Below are 19,018 nucleotides of genomic sequence, written 5' to 3' on the forward strand. Positions count from 1 at the left end.
AGCTATTTAAAAATTTATAATTGGACGATGTGTCACAAAGAAATTAAATTTGTTATTTTCGCGGGCAAATTATTTTTGAACGCAATCACGCTTAAAAACAATCATTTATAAACCAAAAATTTTAATATGGATTTTTTGTACAATAACTTAATTTATTTTATTCCGGTTATGGGGATCATCGGCATCCTGTTCATGCTCGGCAAATCTGCCTGGGTTACCAAACAGGAAACCGGGGATGCCAACATGGCCGAACTTTCGGGACACATTGCTGATGGGGCGATGGCTTTCCTGAAAGCTGAATGGAAAATTCTAAGCTATTTCGTAGTGCTTGCCGCAATTTTACTGGCCTGGTCAGGCACCACGGTCGAGAATTCGAGCCCGGTTATCGCTATCTCCTTTGTAACAGGTGCATTTTTGTCTGCCTTTGCAGGTTTCATCGGTATGCGCATTGCTACCAAAGCCAATGTGCGTACAACGCAAGCTGCCCGTACCAGTTTGGCTAAGGCTTTAAATGTGTCATTTACAGGCGGTACAGTAATGGGTTTGGGTGTAGCCGGTTTGGCTATCATCGGTTTAGGTTCTTTATTCATTGTTTTCTATACGATGTATGTAAAGAACGTTACCGGCGCCAATATTAATGGCGAAGCTATGGCCAAAGCACTTGAAGTGCTTGCGGGCTTTTCTCTTGGTGCCGAATCCATCGCGCTGTTTGCCCGTGTTGGTGGTGGTATTTATACCAAAGCTGCCGATGTAGGCGCCGACCTTGTAGGTAAGGTTGAAGCCGGTATTCCCGAAGACGATGTGCGTAACCCGGCTACCATTGCCGATAACGTAGGTGATAATGTAGGTGACGTTGCCGGTATGGGCGCCGACCTGTTCGGTTCATACGTGGCAACTATGCTGGCTACCATGGTGTTGGGCCGCGAGATCGTATCGCACGATAACTTCGGCGGTATTGCCCCGGTTCTGTTACCAATGGTTATTGCCGGTTTAGGTCTGATATTTTCAATAGTTGCCTCTTACTTCGTTAAAATCAAAAGTGAAACTTCTAGCGTTCAAAATGCCTTAAATATAGGCAACTGGATGTCGATCATATTGACAGCTATTGCTACCTACTTCCTGGTGCAATGGATGCTGCCTGCCGACGACCTGCACATGGTGCGCGACGAAAGTGCGACCGGCATATTGAAAGATGGTGCTTCACACTTTACACGCAACGGCGTTTACGGCGCTATTTTAGTTGGCCTGGTAGTGGGTACTTTGATGTCGATGATAACTGAGTATTATACCGCTATGGGTAAACGCCCGGTATTGGGTATCATTCGCCAGTCGTCAACCGGTCACGCTACCAATATCATCGGTGGTTTGGCAGTTGGTATGGAATCGACAGTAGCGCCGATCCTGGTGCTGGCTGCCGGTATTTATGGGTCTTATTATTGTGCAGGATTATACGGCGTATCAATCGCCGCTGCCGGCATGATGGCAACTACTGCAATGCAGTTATCAATTGATGCTTTCGGACCTATAGCTGATAACGCAGGCGGTATTGCCGAGATGAGCCAGTTGCCGCCGGAAGTTCGTCATCGCACAGACAATTTGGATGCAGTAGGTAACACAACTGCTGCTACGGGTAAAGGTTTCGCTATCGCTTCTGCTGCATTAACTTCGCTGGCTTTATTCGCCGCTTTTGTGGGTGTAGCAGGTATCGAGCATATAGATATTTATAAAGCGCCTGTGCTGGCTGGTTTATTTGTTGGCGGTATGATACCTTTCATATTTTCGGCATTGGCTATTTCGGCAGTTGGCCGCGCGGCCATGGCGATGGTGGAAGAAGTTCGGCGCCAGTTCCGCGAGATACCGGGTATTATGGAATACAAAGCAAAGCCTGAATATGAAAAGTGTGTGGCCATATCAACCAAAGCTTCTATCCGCGAGATGGTTGCCCCCGGTTTGATCGCTTTGATCACTCCTATCATTGTAGGCTTCCTGTTCGGGCCGGAAGTTTTAGGCGGTTTGTTAGCCGGTGTAACCGTATCTGGTGTGCTGATGGGTATATTCCAGAGTAACGCCGGTGGTGCCTGGGACAACGCTAAAAAATCATTCGAAAAAGGTGTAGAGATCAATGGCGAAATGCACTACAAAAAATCTGATCCGCATAAAGCATCAGTAACAGGCGATACCGTTGGCGATCCGTTCAAGGATACCTCGGGCCCTTCAATGAACATCCTTATCAAACTGATGTCGATCGTTTCTTTGGTTATCGCACCGCATTTGAATGCAAACAAGATACCGAAAGCAGCAAGTATCGATCACCCCATTAAAAAAGAGATCGTAATGCAGATGAAAAGCGTACCGGTAATGAAAACAGACAAGAAAGGTTAACAAACCAAACAGAATAAAATGAAAAGGCTTCCGAAAGGAGGCCTTTTTGCGTGGATGGGGTTAATTTGTATCAATCCTGTTTTGTAAAAACATGCAGTTATCCCTTTGTTGCATGCAAGGCTTTAGGATTTGAATAAATTTAATTACGTTTGGAAAAACTGATTTTATCTCAATAAAACAACAACTGATCTTATAATGAGTTTATTCGTAAAAAAATCTATCCAGCAACTGCTTTCGACCGCGGACGGGGAAAAATCCCTTAAACGGACGCTTGGCTCGGGCAGTCTGATTGCCCTGGGCATCGGAGCTATTATCGGTGCGGGCCTTTTTGTAAGGACCGCCGCTGCAGCAGGCGGTTTTGCCGGTCCTGCTGTAACCATTTCATTTATTATTGCGGCTATTGGCTGCGCCTTTGCAGGTTTATGTTATGCGGAGTTTGCGTCTATAATTCCCATAGCGGGCAGTGCTTACACTTACGCTTATGCCACTATGGGCGAAATTATTGCCTGGGTTATTGGCTGGGCCCTGATACTGGAATACGCACTTGGTGCTGCTACAGTGTCGATAAGCTGGAGCGAGTATGCCAACCGGCTGCTCAGCGGGGGAGCGCCTGGTAAGGGAATTCCTTATGAATGGTGCCACTCACCTATGGAATCGGCAATTGTCAATGGCGTTCATCATCATGGAATCATCAACCTGCCGGCCCTGGTCATATTACTGGCGCTTTCGTTACTGCTTGTGAAAGGCACCCAGGAATCTGCTATCGTTAATGCTATTATCGTTATACTGAAGGTAGCCATTGTATTAGTGTTTATAGCCATAGGTTGGGGATTTATACAGGCTAAGAACCACACACCATATCTTATCCCTGCTACTGCTCCTGCGGCATTATTGCCAGATGGTACCACATATTCCTATCTCGATTTCTTCCGGCATGGCTGGGGTGGTGTATTAAGAGGTGCTGGTATCGTGTTCTTTGCCTTTATTGGTTTTGATGCGGTATCGACAGCTGCACAGGAAGCGAAAAATCCAAAAAAGGATATGCCGATAGGTATACTTGGTTCCCTGGTGATATGCACTGTGCTGTATATCCTTTTCTCATGGGTATTAACAGGCGTTGCCCCGTACCAGGATTTTATGCACGCTGGTAAGGAAGCCTCAGTAGCCTACGCTATCAGTACTTACATGACAGGTTACGGATGGTTGTCTACCCTCGTAACTGTCGCCATATTGCTCGGCTTTTCGTCAGTTATACTGGTGATGCTGCTGGGCCAGTCGCGTGTGTTTTATACTATGTCGACAGATGGCTTGTTGCCAAAAGTATTCTCTGATCTTCACCCTAAATTCAGGACACCTTATAAAAGCAATATGCTGTTATTCCTTTTTGTGGGAGCATTTGCAGCGTTCTTGCCCGAGACCGTCGCGGGGGACCTGACATCAATAGGGACTCTGTTTGCATTCGTGGTCGTATGCGTGGGTGTGATGGTATTGCGAAAAAAAGATCCAAACCTGATAAGGCCGTTCAAAACACCACTTGTTCCGCTTGTTCCGATATTAGGTATAATTATTTGCGCTGCGATGATAATTAGTTTACCTGGCCGTACCCAATTAAGTGCACTTGCCTGGATGATCGTAGGGTTGCTGATCTATTTTGGCTACAGTAAGAAAAATAGCAAACTTGGTAGCACAGGCGATGCATTGCCTACCGCCTCTGATTTTGAAAAATTGGGCTAACGGCGCCGTTAGCATTTTTAAATAAACAAAGCAGCCCCGGAGCGATCCGGGGCTGTTTGCATTGTGAACTGTTTATGAGGCAAATTAAGTAGCAAATTTTATAGTAGTTACCGATCCTAAGCCAGGCCCATCGCTGCTGATATCGAAAGAACCGGCGTGGCTCTCTACGATAGAGCGGCAATTGTAAAGCCCTAAGCCTGTACCGCTTTTTTTGGTGGTGAAACCACGCTGGAAAAACTTCTGGCTGGTCTCTTTATCAAAACCCTGTCCGTTGTCGGTTATTTTTAGTTCGATGTGTTTGTCGGCCGAATCCAGCGAAATGGTAATGCATTTGCCTTCGCTTTCCATGTTGATGGCTTCCAGGCTGTTTTTCATCACGTTCAGTATAACCTGCATCAGCTTGGTATGGTCGCCTTTGACCACGTGGTTGCCTGCTTTGATATTAACGCTTAGTTTAACGCCTTTTTTCTCCATTGATGCCAGCAGCATCGAACGACAATTGTCAAGCAGGTCGACCAGGTTAACCGGTTTGCGCTCCTGCGCCGGGCCGTGATTGCGCACCAGTTGCCGCTGAATATTCAGTATCTCCTGTATGTGCGATACAATATGCAATAACTCGCCTACGGCGGTGCTTATTTCCTTTTGATTTTCTGCCTGTGTTTTCGAGATGCCCTCGGTTATGGTGGCTAAAGCATTTGCCTTATCCGCGCCGATGGCATTGCTCAAAAGTTCGTGCTGATTTTTCAGAAAGGCATTGAGATTCTTCAGTGCGTCAAGGCTGTTCTTTTCAGTTGCACGGTTGATCCTGTTCAGGTACGAGCCAAAGCCAACCAATGCATTACCAATATCATGCAAAACTTCAGAAGCGATCTCGAATTTGCCCTGGGCAATGGCCTTCTCAAGCTCCTGCTCTTTTTGAAGCAGTATCTGGCCGTTCAGCACTTTCAATTCTTCCGATTGTGCATTTAGCTCCTCGTTCAGCTTCTTCAGTGCTTCCTCCGAACGTTTCCTTTCGGTAATATCATGGCCTATCCCCAATATACGTTCTATTACGCCCGATTTGCCATAAACCGGCACCTTGGATGTTGATAGCCAGCGTTCCTTTCCGTCCTTGTCAAAAAAGAATTCTTCCTTGTCAAACTGCGCTTTGCCGCCCAGTACTTCCATATCGTTGCTGTAACCCCTTTCCCCAATTTCGCCTGGAAAAAGTTCGATATCGTTCTTGCCGATCACATCAGCCTCCGAATTTAGCCCAATGCAGGCTACATCAGCTTTGTTGGCAATTATCTTTCGGCCTTCAGCGTCTTTTACATAGATAGTATCGGGCAAATTGTCTATCAGCGTACGCAGCAATATCTTTTCGCTTTGTATATCCGATTCGGCCTTTTTTTGACCGGTTACGTCAATATTCGTTCCTATCAGGCTTGTTATCTTGCCGGTTGCTTCATCTTTAAGCGAGCTTCCGCGCGAACATATCCAAACCCAGCCTCCGTTAGCATGTTTCATCCGAAAGAAGTTCTCATACATGCCCACCGGGTTAACCAGGTAGTCAAAAAAACAGCTTACAGCTATCATCCTGTCCTCGGGGTGTATCAGCTCGGCCCAAACGCTATCCAGGTTTTTCCTTCCAGACAGGTCGTAATCGTTAATATCCCTGCCAAGCATGGAAAAATAAACACTGTTGCAATCCAGGAAATCAGCTTTAGGGAAATACTCCCATGCGCCGGTGTTCGACGACGAGATGAGCGCACGATACTTTTTTATCGTTTGTTCAAGCTCCTCCACGGTATGCTGAACCGAGCTTTTATCGGCAGCTTCGCTCTTTAAAACAAAATCCATCATTGGGTTTACAGCTATTAAAGGTTAAGCCAGCGGCAGGCAGATGGTAAACACAGCGCCTTTATTGTTGCTGACAGATATCCTGCCGCCATGAGCGTTGATATACTGCTTTACGATAGCCAGGCCAAGCCCGGTGCCATTCTTTTTGTTTTTGGTAACAAAAGGATCGAACAGGGTGCCAATTATATCCTGCGGAATGCCCGGCCCGTTATCACAAATGGCAAGCATCAGGTTTTTTTCCTCAACCCAGCCAGAAATATGTACAAACGGATTTTGAACCTTATTGTCGAATAATACATCGGCGGCGTTGTTCACCAGGTTGCTTATCACCCTGCGCAGTTTGCTCTCGTCGCCGGGTACTATCAGGCCGTCGGGCATATAGGCCTGTATCGATATACAGCCGCATCCTTCCAAACATTTAGCCTGGTCAATAGCTTCAAGCGTTATCTTATTCAGGTCGACAGGTTTTTTCTGTACGGGTATCTCTTTAATAAAATCTAAAAAGTCTTCAAAAATATCCGATGCCTGCTCTGCCGACTGGTCTATCATGTCTATCAGGTCGTTTTCGGCCCCTTCTTCGCGCATCATATCGGTCATAAATTTGATGTTCTTGATGGGCGTGCGCAGGTCGTGCATTACCATGCCGATAACCTGGCCCACAGCTGATAGTTTTTCCTTCTGTATCAGTTTGTCATTCAATTCGGCATTGCGTATAGCATGTGCAGCGTTTTGTACAAACAGCTTCAGCAGGTACATTTTTTCCATTTTCAGCTTTTCAACTTTCTGAAGCAGGGCAAAAACATAATAGTTTTCTATACGGGCAAGCACCAACTCGTCCAGCTGGCAAACCTCGTCTTTTTCCAGGTCGGCAGCTTTTACACGGGCGGTAAGCTCGTCCATGTTAATGCGCTCTTCAATGGCGCCAATGGATAGTATCTTTTCGTAATTAAGGTCCTTATCCAGTTTGCCTATCAGGGCCATGTTGGTATCCAATGAGCCGGCAAGCTGTTCGAGTATATTTTTTAGTAATGAATTAAGCTGATTTTTATTCAGGCCGATATTCGCTATCGACTCTATCAGTTTCTCTAAATTCCGCAGCTTATTATAATCGGTGCAGGCTTTGGTGGCCAGTTGGATGATCTCTTCGGGAGCATACGGTTTGCAATGATAACCCACATTCTGGCCTGCCTGGTCGACGATCTCATCGATAGAGCGGTCGCTATAGGCGGTAATAAAGATAATTTCAGCTTTGGCATCTATCTTACGAATCTCAATGGCGGTTTCCAAACCATTCCAGCCGGGCATGCGCATATCTAAAAAGATAACTGCATAAGGCGTACCGTTCTCAACAGCTTTCTGAACCTTTTTCAGGCCGTCCATACCGTTCGATGCCTTGTCGACAGTGAACACCGGAATGCTGGGAGTACGTGTCAGCAGCAATGGTTTAGTATTGCCAAACAGTACGTCGAAGGCATTATCAATGTCCTCCTGCTCTTCGGATTGGTTACGTGGTATCAGGATGTCCTCAATGTTGTCCCTCACCATTTCTTCGTCATCAATTACCAAAACTGATGTATTAACTTCGTTCATTTTGTATTTATAATTGCTTTAGATTCAGCTACTTTTACGGGAATACTTATATTAGGTTATAGCAGCCGGATAAAATTTTATAATATTAAAACCGTTATAGCCCCGGCTATGTGCAGATGCCACTTTTTTTATTGCCATGGCGTGCGTTGTGCGGGCAAACACCTAATATTACCGTTTCTTATTATTTGTGAATTTTATTTATGCGGGGAAACAAAAACCTGTGGGTATTAGTACTTATTTGCGTCATCAATTCACTGGGTTTTGGCCTTATTGTCCCGCTTATCTATCAATACGGCAAGGAATTCGGCGTTACCAAGCAAACCCTCGGACTGCTTACCGCATCATTTTCCATAGCACAGTTTTTTGCCACGCCGCTGCTGGGCGCGCTTTCAGATAAGTTCGGGCGCAAGCCCATACTGGTCATCAGCCTGGCGGGCACGTTCGTTTCCTTTATTTTATTTGCCGAAGCCCGCAGCATGCTGATGTTGTTCGCTTCGCGGATACTGGACGGCCTTACCGGCGGTAATATTTCCGTGGCGCAGGCTATGGTATCGGATAGCTCGACGGCAGAGAACCGCTCCAAAAACTTCGGTATCCTCGGCTCAGCTTTCGCCTTCGGGTTTATTATAGGGCCGGCCATTGGCGGGTTGTTAAGCAAATTCGGCTTGCAGGTGCCGTTCTATTTTGCGGCAGGGGTGTCGCTGCTGGGTGTATTGTGTTCGATATTCTTTTTGCAGGAAACCAATGGCGAAGGCAAGAAAAATGCCCCGTCGCCGCGTTACGTCGAAATATTTGAATCCCTGGTTACCATCATGACCAAACCCATCGTCGGCACAGCCATATTCACCGGGTTTTTATTGACGATGGCGCAGTTCACTATGGTTATAGGCTTCCAGGTGTTCAGTATCGACGTGCTGAAGGTAGATACCACCACCCTCGGCTGGTTCTTTGCCGCATTCAGCATTGTTGGCATTTGCGCGCAGCTTAGCGTACCGGCAGCAACCAAAGCCTTCAAATCAAAAACACTCATCCTGGTTATATCTACTATATTTTGTGCTGTCGCGATGTTCCTGGCCGGCTTTGCCACAGGGTTTCTCATATTCGGCGCATGTCTTACGGTGTACGGGCTGTTTAACGGCTTACGTAACCCCATGCTGAATGCCATTATTGCCGAAAACAATTCGCGGGCCGAACAAGGGAAGGTTTTGGGTATCAACCAATCCTATGTTTCCTTAGGGCAGATACTGGGCCCCATAGGTGCAGGTTTTATCGGCGCATTGTCAGTTCATGCAATATTCTTCCTGTCAGCATTTTATATTTTAATAGCTTTGTTATTTAGTATGCGCATGCGCAAAAAACAACAAGATTAAAAGCTATGGATATATTCAATGTTAAAGAGATCATTTCGGTAACGATGATCCTTTTTGCCATTATCGATATTATGGGCGCTATTCCCGTTATTATCGAACTGCGCCAGAAGGCCGGGCATATTCAATCCGAAAAAGCGTCGGTTGCGGTATTGATACTGATGGTAGGTTTCCTGTACGCCGGAAACGGTTTGCTTAGCCTTATCGGTATCGACATTGCCTCATTTGCCATTGCCGGTTCGCTGGTGATATTTTTTATCGCGATGGAAATGATACTGGGCATCAAATTTTTTAAGGAAGACGACGTGCCCGATACCGTTTCTATTGTTCCGCTGGCATTCCCCCTTATTGCCGGCGCCGGTACCATGACCACCCTGCTGTCGCTTAAATCGCAATACCAAACGCAAAATATCATTGTGGGTATTGTGCTTAATACCTTGTTTGTTTACCTGGTGCTGAAAAATGTAAAATGGCTCGAAAAACTGCTCGGCAAAACCGGCGTAAGCATCCTGCGCAAAGCCTTTGGGGTGATATTGCTGGCGATAGCCATTAAGCTGTTCAGGAGTAATACGCATTTGTAGGTTAGTCGGAAAGTCCGGAAGTCCGCATAAGTCCGGAAGGAAAGCTGATTAAAAAAAGGGTGTCACACTGAGGCCCTCGAAGTGTGTACATATAGGCCTTTGCCCACCATGCTTCGAGAGCCTCAGCATGACAGGCCGGACTGTATCGTTTGTATCACCTGCTTTGGTTTGATACAGTGATACACGCGATACAGCAGGTCAAACTAACTCTCCTGTCATTTCGACGAGTGAAACGAGGAGAAATCTTAAACGCCCTGCTTGTTGCTTGTATAAGATTTCTCTCTTCGTTCGAAATGACATGGCAGGGGGGCCGGGCCCGTCAACCAAACAACTACATCGCTTTCATAATCCTGTCTATATATCCGCTGGTCACGATTCAACAACTTTGATCTGTTAAAACCAACAGATCATGAAAAAGACAGCAGAAGTTTATCATTTATATTGCATTAATATGCAATGCCCCTATTCGGTTTTCCAGTTAATGGTTGAAACCCGCATGCCCGAAACGACAGAAAATTTACTTACCCGCCACAGCTGCAATTGCTGCGGCCGCCCGCTGGTATCAACCCTGGATACAAAAAGCCAGAGCCTGGTTACCGAAACTAAATCCAGGATGCTGTATTTCCCGGCGTACATCAGTAATTAAACTGTATCACTTGTATCGCTTGTTGTGGATTGATACAGTGATACAACGCCCCAGTTTGTCATTGCGAGGAGCGTAGCGACGCGGCAACCTCGTCGCCAATGCCTATGTGTTATGCATCCCACGGAGTTATTTCCCCTCCATATCCTTATACAACTTCCTGATGATGCTGATCTGCCCGCGGTGGTATATTTCATCCTCTGCCATGTGGTATAAAACCCAGGCCAGGTTGCAGCCCGTTTCGGCATCGTAATCATCTATCCGCCGGGTAAGGTCGGCATGCGTGATACCGGTCAGCGACTCCAGCATCATCTCCCGCGACCGGCTAAGTTCGGCTATATAATGTTCAACCGGCTGCCCGATGATCAGCTGCGGCAGGTATTCGCCCATATCCATTGCCGGCAACCACTTTTGAGTTTCCTCATCGGTAAACTTTCGCCCCTCCACAAATTCGACCCGAAAATAATTTTCGATACCCACCATATGCGCCAGCAAGGCCCCGATGGTATTCCACCCCGGTTTGTATTGCCAGTCAATCTCGTGCACCGCCAGGTTTTTAAGCGACAGTATGGTAGTAACCCGCGCATCCTTCAACATGCCCTGTAAGTAATCTAATGAATGGTCGCATAGTTCACCAAATCCGATATGGAAGGTTCGTTTAAACATGGCTCAAAGTTACTACAGGCAAAGCAGAGGGTTAACATGGTTAACACAATTTTAGAACTTAATTATATAAATAATTGATTATCAGTACCATATGTGGTAATTGACAAAAAAGGTGTTAGCCATGATTTGAGGAGTTCCGTCGAAGTACGCCTATTGACCTGTATCCATCATGCTTCTAATAAACTCAGGACAGGTCTGACCTCAACATAATCTCTGACTTCTGACCGCCGATTTCTGACTCACCTCACCATCCTCGCTACAAACATGGTATCAGCACGGCGTTCATAGCCTTTCAGTATCTGCATGCTTTCAACTTTCAGGCCCAGTTGTTTCACCATAAAACTGACGGCGTCTTCATTTTCGGCTTTTTGTGCCGAACAGGTGATGTAGATAAGCGGCTTGCCGGGTTTAAGGTATTTGGCAACATTGGCAGCGATGCTTTGTTGCAGGCGCTGGAAAAACTCTATTTTTTGTGGTTGAAACTGGCTGATCATCTCCGGCGTACGGCCCCAGGTGCCTGATCCGCTGCATGGCGCATCCAGGATGATACCGTCGAAGGCGTAATCGTGCAGTTCCGGGTCGATATTTTTGGTGAGGTCGAGCAATTTTTTTTGGTATTTGATCAATCCGGCATTCTGGAAGCGGCCATCGAGGTTATCCAAAATGGATTCTCGTATGTCGGATACCACCAGTTTGATATCAGGTTGTAATTCGTGCAGTAACAAGGATTTACCGCCTGATGCCGCGCAGGCATCCCACCAGGCATCCCACCGTTCGGGCTTAAACCAGTTGGCGGTTTGCTGCGATGAATAGTCCTGCACCTCGAACCAGTTCTGCTGCGGAAAAAGGGCATCCAGCCGGGTGCCGTTGGGCAGGGCAAGGCAGCCGCTGCCTTCGTCCTTATAAGTAATGTCGGCTTTGGCCAGCACACCTTTCACCATCGTTTCCGAACCCTCGCGTACGCGGATAAACAGATCGGGCTGAATAAAAAACGATTTCAGAAAAGCATCCTTATCAATACCATCCGACAGCCCTGCCGACCAGGGGAAAACGTCGGTCAGCTTAAAAGCAGGGTAGGCGGTTTTAACCAGTTTCAGTTTTTCACCGATATCAAACCCGGCACAAAGCGCCCATTCGGGTTTAAAATGCTGTAAAAAGGAATTGGTTTGACTGTTGCACAAAAACTCGGCTACCATCAGGCGTTCCTCGGTTGGCGTGTTGTCCAAAGCTTTGCCCAGGCGAAAGTAGTTGTAAATGAGCCGGCTGGCTACCTTGCGGTCGGTAGAGCCCATTTGTTTGTTTTGGCGATAGAAGCCGGGCAAAAACTTGCTTAAGGGCATTTCGGCAGGGTAGTTACCCAATATTCGCTGAAATGTCTTAAGCTGGTTAAGTGCCTTCATTCTGCTTTTTTCAGCTCAAAGTTATCATATTGAAGCACATTTACGTGCGTATTTATCCAGCCCACGCCCGGGCGTTTGATGAAATGGTACTTGTTAAGTATGCCGGTAAAATCGGCTTTATCCAGCGTTTTGATGTCGGTGCCGCCAGTAAGCAAACCGCCAAAGTACATGCCCTCGTCATACCCCATAATGGCATAATAGTTTGGCTCGGTACGGTAGGCCCTGCGGTAGTCGCGTGCAAAGGCGGCTATGGCCGCGTCCTTCCAGTCGACATGGCTTGTAGAGGTGATATGCGTTTTCAGGTCAGACAACAGATCGGTTTTCAGGTAAGCGAACTTGCGCCAGTTGGGGTGGCCGAATACCACCACCTTATAGTTTTTTGATAATGAATCGAGCGAGTGAAGTGTTACCAGCAGGAAACCCTGGTTGGTTGAGGGCACCAAGAATACATTCTCTTCAGTAGCTGATAACTGCGGTATTAGTCCGTTAAGCTGCCCGCGCTGTATAACCTCGGCCACCACTTTTATCTTGCCCTTGCCTACACTGTCAATTTGCTTTTTGAAGGGGGTGATGTAGTTATTCTCGTCGCTGAACCCAGATTTAAGAATGAATACTTTTTTCGGTTTGTAATGCTCATTGATATAATCAGCGGCGCCTTTGGCATGGTACACCAACGGGGTAGCCACGGTAACCAGGTTAGGGTTTTTAATGTTTGATGGCGAAGCCGGCGACAGGGGCGATACAATAAGCTTTGGCGGCCCCGAAAGGATATCGGCAAAAGCGTGCATATCCTCGGGGAATATCGGCCCTACAACTAAGTTGCTGCTGCGTATGGCGGCGTTGTAGCCCAGGCTTTGCGCCTCGGGTACCTGGTCTTTGGTGTCAAAAAGCTGAAGTTTGAAATTATAGCCGCGTTCGGCAAGCGTATCCAGCGCCAGCTTGAAACCCTGGTAAAAATCGAGCGACAGGTTAGCGTGCGACAGTGTGGTGGAGTTATACGCCCCGCCGGGATTAAGATTATCCAATTCCATTGGCAACAGCATGGCTATGCTTGCCGTTTTGGCTGAAACCGGCTTCGTTTCGGGCTTTTCCTGCTCTTTTTTTACAACGGGTGGCTGTTCTTTTTTAGGTGCAACAGTAGTGACAGGGCGTAACCTGGGCGAACAAGCTGCGGCCAGCAAGGCAATACCTATAAAAAATAACCATCTATTCCCACTCGATAGTAGCAGGCGGTTTCGAGCTGATGTCATATACTACCCGGTTTATTCCTTTGACGTTGTTGATGATCTCGTTGGATATTTTGGCCAGCAAGTCGTATGGCAAATGGCACCAATCGGCGGTCATGCCGTCCAGTGATTCCACTGCACGAAGGCAAACCACGTTCTCGTAAGTACGCTCATCGCCCATAACACCTACCGACTGCACCGGCAAAAATATAGTGCCGGCCTGCCAAACCTTATCGTAAACACCGGCCGACCGCAAATTGTTGATATAAATTGCATCGGCTTCCTGCAGGATAGCCACTTTTTCCGGGGTAACCTCGCCTAATATCCTGATAGCCAGTCCAGGACCAGGGAAGGGGTGACGGCCTAAAATATTCGGATCGATGCCTAATGCCTTGCCTACTTTACGAACTTCGTCTTTAAAAAGCGTGTTCAGCGGTTCAACTACTTTCAGCTTCATAAAATCGGGCAAACCGCCAACGTTATGGTGCGATTTGATGGTAGCCGATGGACCCTTAACTGAAACAGATTCGATCACATCCGGGTAAATGGTACCCTGGCCAAGCCATTTCACATCCTGTACCTGGTGCGCCTCGTCGTCAAATACCTCGATAAACACGCGGCCGATTGCCTTGCGTTTTTTCTCGGGGTCGGTCAACCCTGCCAAGGCATCATAAAAACGCTGTTTGGCATCAACGCCTTTTACGTTCAGGCCCATGTGCTTGTAAGAGTCGAGTACCGATTCAAACTCGTCCTTTCTCAGCAGACCGTTATCGACAAATATGCAATACAGGTTTTTGCCGATGGCGTGGTGAAGCAGCACCGCCGCAACCGATGAATCGACGCCGCCTGATAAACCAAGGACAACCTTATCATCCCCTAATTTTTCTTTCAGTCCGGCAACAGTAGTTTCGATGAATGAATCTGGTGTCCAGTCCTGCTTACAGCCGCAAATATCAACCAAAAAGTTCTCCAGCAATTGCTTGCCGTCAATACTATGGGTTACTTCGGGGTGAAATTGTATGCCGAAGGTTTGCGTGTCTTTAATGTGGAACGCCGCCACCTTTACGGTATCGGTGCTGGCAATGATCTCGAAGTCCTGTCCCAGGCTCACGATGGTATCGGCATGCGACATCCATACCTGTGAACCGGAAGGAACGTTTTTAAATAAAGGGTTCCCTTTCCCGATATAATTCAAATTAGCCCGGCCATATTCGCGGGTACTCGATTTCATAACCTCGCCGCCATTAAAATGGGCTATGTTTTGCGCACCATAGCATACACCTAAAATAGGCAGTGTTTTATGGTATTTGGCAAAATCGAAAAGCGGTGCATCCTCCTGGCGAACGGAATAAGGGCTGCCGGAAAGGATGATACCTTTTACACTGCTGTCAAGTTCGGGAAAGTGATTGAAGGGGTGGATCTCACAATAGATATTGAGCTCCCTGACCCGGCGCGCGATGAGTTGTGTGAATTGCGAACCAAAGTCAAGAATCAGGATTTTTTCTTGCATGGGCAAAGATAGGATTTTTGTTGGAAGGTTATAACGTTGGAAGGTTGAAAAGTTGGTTTAGTCCGAAAGTCCGCGTATCCACCTGCCGGCAGGCAGGAGCCGGAAAGACCGGAAGGGAATTAAACAGATTCCGCGTCTGCATAATCAAAAACTTACGAAGTATTTATACTTCGTAAGTCTGATTATTGGCTATCGCCTAACATTGTTGTTAATTAATGTAAGGATGCCTGATTAAGGGCAGGCACATGTAGCAGATGTTGCACCGTCAGGGCAATGCAGGTAAGGGTCGTTGCAGCCCGAGCCAAACGGATAATTCCCCACGGTTACGGTTGTAATTCCCCCGCCCGGAAAATAGCAGGTAACCGTGCAGGTAGGAGGGGTACCACCTGCAACTTTTTTCATCTCATCTCTGCTGAGTTTTACTTTGTTTTTCATAAAAACGCTTATAGTTAGATAAAAGTTGCCGTATCCACGCCCGGCAATTTGGCGGCATGTAGTATCAAAGTGCATGCTTCTTTACTTTTCGCGACAAGTTTCTTTATAGTTGTATAAGTGCATATCTGATATTTAGTATTGGTAAAATTTGGGGAGATCTTACCAGATTGATTTAGGTGTATTCTAATAAAATAAGGCGATGGCGAAGTGCTAACTAAACCATTAGTTAAATATAGAATAAATTATTAAGCAATAACAAATGTTTTTGTAAAAATATTTTGAAGCCGGAAAAGAGTTATATGACTGGCCGGGACAAGACTTCCCTTAAGCTTATTGATTTATGATTGTGAGAAGATGCTACTTATCATCCAGCAAATCCACGCACTTCGCTTTTAGGTCAGGCAGGCGGTTCAGGAATGTTAATAACCCGTCCTTTTCATTGATGTTCGTATATAAGGTTTTGATCAGGTCCATGGTATCATCATCCGGATCGCAAGCCTGGGCCTTTTCAAGATAGGGCAGGGCTTTACGCACTGCTTTTTTATAGGCATCAGCTATTTGATCATAAGATGGGTCTGTTGCCGGTGTTCGGTACAGCTTCAACTGGATGCCTTCGGCGCGGTCGTTATACAGGTAACCCAGGGCGCGCTGGGCCACAAAATAATCAGGCTCGGCAGCGGCTACTTTTTCGTAATAAATGACTGCTTTTGCATCCTGTTCCGCATCATCATAAACTTTGGCCAGCTTTGCAAAAAATGCTACACGGGCCCCGGGCGATAGCTTGGCCGTGTCGGCTAATATATTTTCACCTGCCATAAGCGCCCCATAACTGTCGTCATTCAGCGTTGCCATATCGAAATCACCCAGCTTGTTGAGCAATACGGTATCGGTTGTTTGCGCCTTTGCCAGGGTTGCCATTGAACCCATTATCAGCAGGAAAAAGTATCTTTTAAGCATGGAAGTCAGGCGGAGATAAACAAATATCGTATTAACCAACGAATATACATTACTGTGTAGTGTGTAGTTGGGAAATTTACGACGAAGCCGCTCCCTCTTGCCGCTTTTTCGAAAAATATCTGCCGGCAGTAACAAACAGCGTGGCGATCATGAAAAACACTAATACTAAAGCCGCGGAGTTTAAAAGGGTTTTTGTGATGCCTATTTCGCTGACATTGACAAAGGGGTATGGGTAAAAATTTGAAACGCTTCCGCGTATTAAAATATACACCAGGTAAGCCACTGGATAAATGACCCATTTAGGGATTTGCCCGAATGTTACCGCTTTTTTATTTTCGTACATAGTCCAGAAAATGATCACTAAAACCGGTATGACCGTGTGAAGAAGTTCGTCGACGATGAGTTGCAAACCCTCTGGTTTCCAGGTTGCCCTTAGTACAAACTGGTACACCGACCCCACCATAAAAATATAAACGGTAACTGCAGTAAGTATGCCGGGCTTGTGTACGATTGCGGGCTTGAAAGAAAGCAGCGTAAAATAACCGGCCACCAGGATATTTGTAAGGATGGTGAAGAAGCTAAAAAAGCGAATGATGGTTTCAGCTACCGGCGCCATTCTGTTTTCGATCATCAAAACAAATTGCGCTGTCACTGCAAACCACCCGATCAAAGCAAATAATAGGGAAAGGGATTTTTTCATACTGCAGGTTGCGACCTAAATATACGAATCTGCTTTCCATAATAAATATGCTTGCCGCATACAATGTGCACAGGGCCGGAACCCCATTTCTTTTGCTTCCTGTTCCGACCGGAAAAATACCCGGTTCCCAACCTTCATCCGCTTACCCGATGCGCAATTTAATGTGCCGTATACCTTCAGTTTTTTGTTGCCGCCCCACTGTACTTCGCCATTGTTTATTAGTTCCTTGAGTTTTCGGCTTCGCCGGCACGGCGTTTCTCCCATAGCTGTATGCGCTATCATGCTGCATCATGAAAGATGATCCCTAAGGTATGCCGGCTGCCCGATGTTACCTGGCTTACGCCATGCTTCATATTAACCCGGTAATAACCCCGCGTACCTTTCACCGGGCGGAAGTTGGTGGTAAATATCAACGCATCTCCTTTCCTTGGTTTCAGGACAATAGCTTTGGATTGTGCCCTTGGCTGTTGCTCTATCAGCACAAATTCGCCACCTTCGTAAGCATCATCCAAAAACAAAACCATCTGCATGGGGAAATAAATATCACCATAAAGGTCCTGGTGCAGGGTATTGTAACCTCCTTTGCCATATCGTAACATCAAAGGTGTTGGTCGGTTTTGACCTGCTATGTGGCATTGCTCCAATAGTTCAGGCAATATGCCTGGAAAATGCTTTTCTATTCCTAATACTTCCATCCATTTATTGGCGATAGGGGCAAGGTGGGGGTAAACCCTTTGCCTGATATTTTCGATGACAGCGGGCAGTGGATAATTAAAGTATTTGTACTCGCCCAAACCAAAGCGGTAACGTTCCATGACGATGGTTTTTCGGTACAGGTCCTTATTATCGTAACCCGCTTTCAGGTCGTCGCATTCCGTAGTTGTAACTAAGTTATTTATAACGGAATAGCCATTGTCGTTCATCTGCCCGGCAACCTGGTGCCAGTCCAGCTGATCAATTTCTTGTTTCATGAAATTTAATTAAGTGACCAAAAAGTCTCCCCCGTCCTGGGGAGATTTAGAGGGGGCTTATACCGCCATTTTGTGAACCTGCGCAGCTTCCCAGCCAATAATGGCCGATTTGCGGGTTGGCCCCCAGTGGTAACCGCCAAATTCGCCTGTCGAACGGATCACTCTGTGGCAGGGTATCAGGAAGGCTACCGGGTTATCACCCACGGCGCTGCCTACCGCACGGCTTGCATTGGGCGACTGTATTTCCTTTGCCAGTGAGCCATAAGTTTCCAGTCCGCCCATCGGTATCCGCAGCAATGCTTCCCATACCTTTAGCTGGAACGGGGTTCCCTTTAAGTGTAGCTTGATGTTGGAGAGTTTAGACCAGTCCTTTTGAAAAATAAACATGGCTTCCTGCTGTACATGGTCTACCACTTGGTTATAGCGTGCATTTGGGAATTGCGTTTGCAGGCCTTTGAAAGCCTCATCGCGGTCATCGGCAAAGGCAAGGTAACAAATGCCTTTGCAGGTGGATGCCACCAGGATATTGCCGAAAGGGCTGTCTGCAAAACTATAATTGATCTGCAACGCCAGTCCGCCATTTTTATATTCGGCGGGTGTCATACCTTCGATATTGATGAATAGATCGTGTAACCGGCCGGTACCGGATAAACCCGTCTCAAAAGCCGCATCAAATAAAGTGGCCTGTTTTTCTTTTAGTATACCTTTGGCATATTCCACGCTTAAATATTGCAGGAATTTTTTTGGGCTGATGCCTGCCCAGTCTGTAAACATGCGCTGGAAGTGGAAGGGGCTCATATTCACTTTTTCGGCTATATCATCCAGGTTGGGCTGATCCTTGAAATTTGTCCTGATGTAGTTGATCGCATCAGCTATACGCTGATAGTTGATCGTTTCCTGTGTTTCCATTGTCTTAATTTTATATAACAAAGGTACCCCGGCAGGTAGCGCTGTAAAACCCGGTTCTTGCTATCATTTGCGTGTCAATTCTCTTGTATAATAGCATTTTCCCATTCA

The 19,018-nt window shown here is 46.6% G+C and carries 17 protein-coding genes; 5 read left to right on the top strand and 12 right to left on the bottom strand.

The features are described from left to right. Window positions 1-126: 126 nt before the first annotated feature. Together VL525_RS04265 and VL525_RS04270 are read left to right on the top strand one after the other, a co-directional pair. Complete coding sequence (locus VL525_RS04265) at window positions 127-2,382, top strand: sodium-translocating pyrophosphatase (RefSeq protein WP_325383699.1); 2,256 nt, start codon at window positions 127-129, stop codon at window positions 2,380-2,382. A gap of 195 nt (window positions 2,383-2,577) precedes the next feature. Beyond that, a complete protein-coding gene (locus VL525_RS04270; RefSeq protein ID WP_325383701.1) occupies window positions 2,578-4,116 on the top strand; it encodes an amino acid permease in 1,539 nt (512 codons plus the stop codon). 84 nt (window positions 4,117-4,200) lie between these two features. On the opposite strand, the gene VL525_RS04275 is transcribed toward VL525_RS04270, so the two are convergent. Together VL525_RS04275 and VL525_RS04280 are read right to left on the bottom strand one after the other, a co-directional pair. Continuing rightward, complete coding sequence (locus VL525_RS04275) at window positions 4,201-5,958, bottom strand: PAS domain-containing sensor histidine kinase (protein ID WP_325383703.1); 1,758 nt, start codon at window positions 5,956-5,958, stop codon at window positions 4,201-4,203. 21 nt (window positions 5,959-5,979) lie between these two features. Beyond that, on the bottom strand, window positions 5,980-7,545 hold the full coding sequence (locus VL525_RS04280; protein WP_325383705.1) for an ATP-binding protein: 1,566 nt from the start codon (window positions 7,543-7,545) through the stop codon (window positions 5,980-5,982). A gap of 200 nt (window positions 7,546-7,745) precedes the next feature. On the opposite strand from VL525_RS04280, the gene VL525_RS04285 reads away from it, so the two are divergent. From VL525_RS04285 to VL525_RS04295, 3 genes are all read left to right on the top strand, one after another. Beyond that, a complete protein-coding gene (locus tag VL525_RS04285) occupies window positions 7,746-8,915 on the top strand; it encodes an MFS transporter (protein ID WP_325383707.1) in 1,170 nt (389 codons plus the stop codon). Between the two features lie 5 nt (window positions 8,916-8,920). Continuing rightward, window positions 8,921-9,493 (top strand): MarC family protein, encoded by a 573-nt coding sequence (locus tag VL525_RS04290; RefSeq protein ID WP_325383709.1) that lies wholly within the window; start codon window positions 8,921-8,923, stop codon window positions 9,491-9,493. Between the two features lie 409 nt (window positions 9,494-9,902). Next, complete coding sequence (locus tag VL525_RS04295; RefSeq protein ID WP_325383711.1) at window positions 9,903-10,139, top strand: hypothetical protein; 237 nt, start codon at window positions 9,903-9,905, stop codon at window positions 10,137-10,139. A gap of 126 nt (window positions 10,140-10,265) precedes the next feature. Here the strand turns inward: VL525_RS04295 and VL525_RS04300 are convergent, their stop codons facing one another. The 10 genes from VL525_RS04300 to VL525_RS04345 all read right to left on the bottom strand — a co-directional run bounded on the left by VL525_RS04300 (window position 10,266) and on the right by VL525_RS04345 (window position 18,910). After that, window positions 10,266-10,802: a DinB family protein gene (locus VL525_RS04300; protein ID WP_325383713.1), complete on the bottom strand. Its 537-nt coding sequence runs from the start codon at window positions 10,800-10,802 to the stop codon at window positions 10,266-10,268. 239 nt (window positions 10,803-11,041) lie between these two features. After that, on the bottom strand, window positions 11,042-12,202 hold the full coding sequence (locus VL525_RS04305; RefSeq protein WP_325383715.1) for an RsmB/NOP family class I SAM-dependent RNA methyltransferase: 1,161 nt from the start codon (window positions 12,200-12,202) through the stop codon (window positions 11,042-11,044). Next, window positions 12,199-13,452 (bottom strand): ABC transporter substrate-binding protein, encoded by a 1,254-nt coding sequence (locus VL525_RS04310; RefSeq protein WP_325383717.1) that lies wholly within the window; start codon window positions 13,450-13,452, stop codon window positions 12,199-12,201. Before VL525_RS04310 ends, VL525_RS04305 begins: the two co-directional genes overlap by 4 nt. Further along, the gene (guaA, locus tag VL525_RS04315; RefSeq protein ID WP_325383719.1) at window positions 13,409-14,938 is read right to left on the bottom strand and encodes a glutamine-hydrolyzing GMP synthase; all 1,530 of its coding nucleotides are present in this window, start codon (window positions 14,936-14,938) and stop codon (window positions 13,409-13,411) included. Before guaA ends, VL525_RS04310 begins: the two co-directional genes overlap by 44 nt. A gap of 231 nt (window positions 14,939-15,169) precedes the next feature. Next, window positions 15,170-15,373: a hypothetical protein gene (locus VL525_RS04320; protein ID WP_325383721.1), complete on the bottom strand. Its 204-nt coding sequence runs from the start codon at window positions 15,371-15,373 to the stop codon at window positions 15,170-15,172. 357 nt (window positions 15,374-15,730) lie between these two features. Continuing rightward, window positions 15,731-16,330: a hypothetical protein gene (locus tag VL525_RS04325; RefSeq protein WP_325383723.1), complete on the bottom strand. Its 600-nt coding sequence runs from the start codon at window positions 16,328-16,330 to the stop codon at window positions 15,731-15,733. 76 nt (window positions 16,331-16,406) lie between these two features. After that, on the bottom strand, window positions 16,407-17,030 hold the full coding sequence (locus VL525_RS04330) for a Pr6Pr family membrane protein (RefSeq protein WP_325383725.1): 624 nt from the start codon (window positions 17,028-17,030) through the stop codon (window positions 16,407-16,409). A 15-nt stretch (window positions 17,031-17,045) separates the two neighbouring features. After that, window positions 17,046-17,312 carry an Ada metal-binding domain-containing protein gene (locus VL525_RS04335; RefSeq protein WP_325383727.1) on the bottom strand — a complete coding sequence of 89 codons (267 nt, stop codon included), beginning with the start codon at window positions 17,310-17,312 and terminating at the stop codon, window positions 17,046-17,048. Continuing rightward, window positions 17,309-18,001 carry a 2OG-Fe(II) oxygenase gene (locus tag VL525_RS04340; protein ID WP_325383729.1) on the bottom strand — a complete coding sequence of 231 codons (693 nt, stop codon included), beginning with the start codon at window positions 17,999-18,001 and terminating at the stop codon, window positions 17,309-17,311. Before VL525_RS04340 ends, VL525_RS04335 begins: the two co-directional genes overlap by 4 nt. 57 nt (window positions 18,002-18,058) lie before the next feature. Next, on the bottom strand, window positions 18,059-18,910 hold the full coding sequence (locus VL525_RS04345; protein ID WP_325383731.1) for a methylated-DNA--[protein]-cysteine S-methyltransferase: 852 nt from the start codon (window positions 18,908-18,910) through the stop codon (window positions 18,059-18,061). Window positions 18,911-19,018: the final 108 nt, after the last annotated feature.

It is taken from the genome of Mucilaginibacter sp. (assembly GCF_035492695.1).
In the GTDB taxonomy this organism is placed as follows: domain Bacteria; phylum Bacteroidota; class Bacteroidia; order Sphingobacteriales; family Sphingobacteriaceae; genus Mucilaginibacter.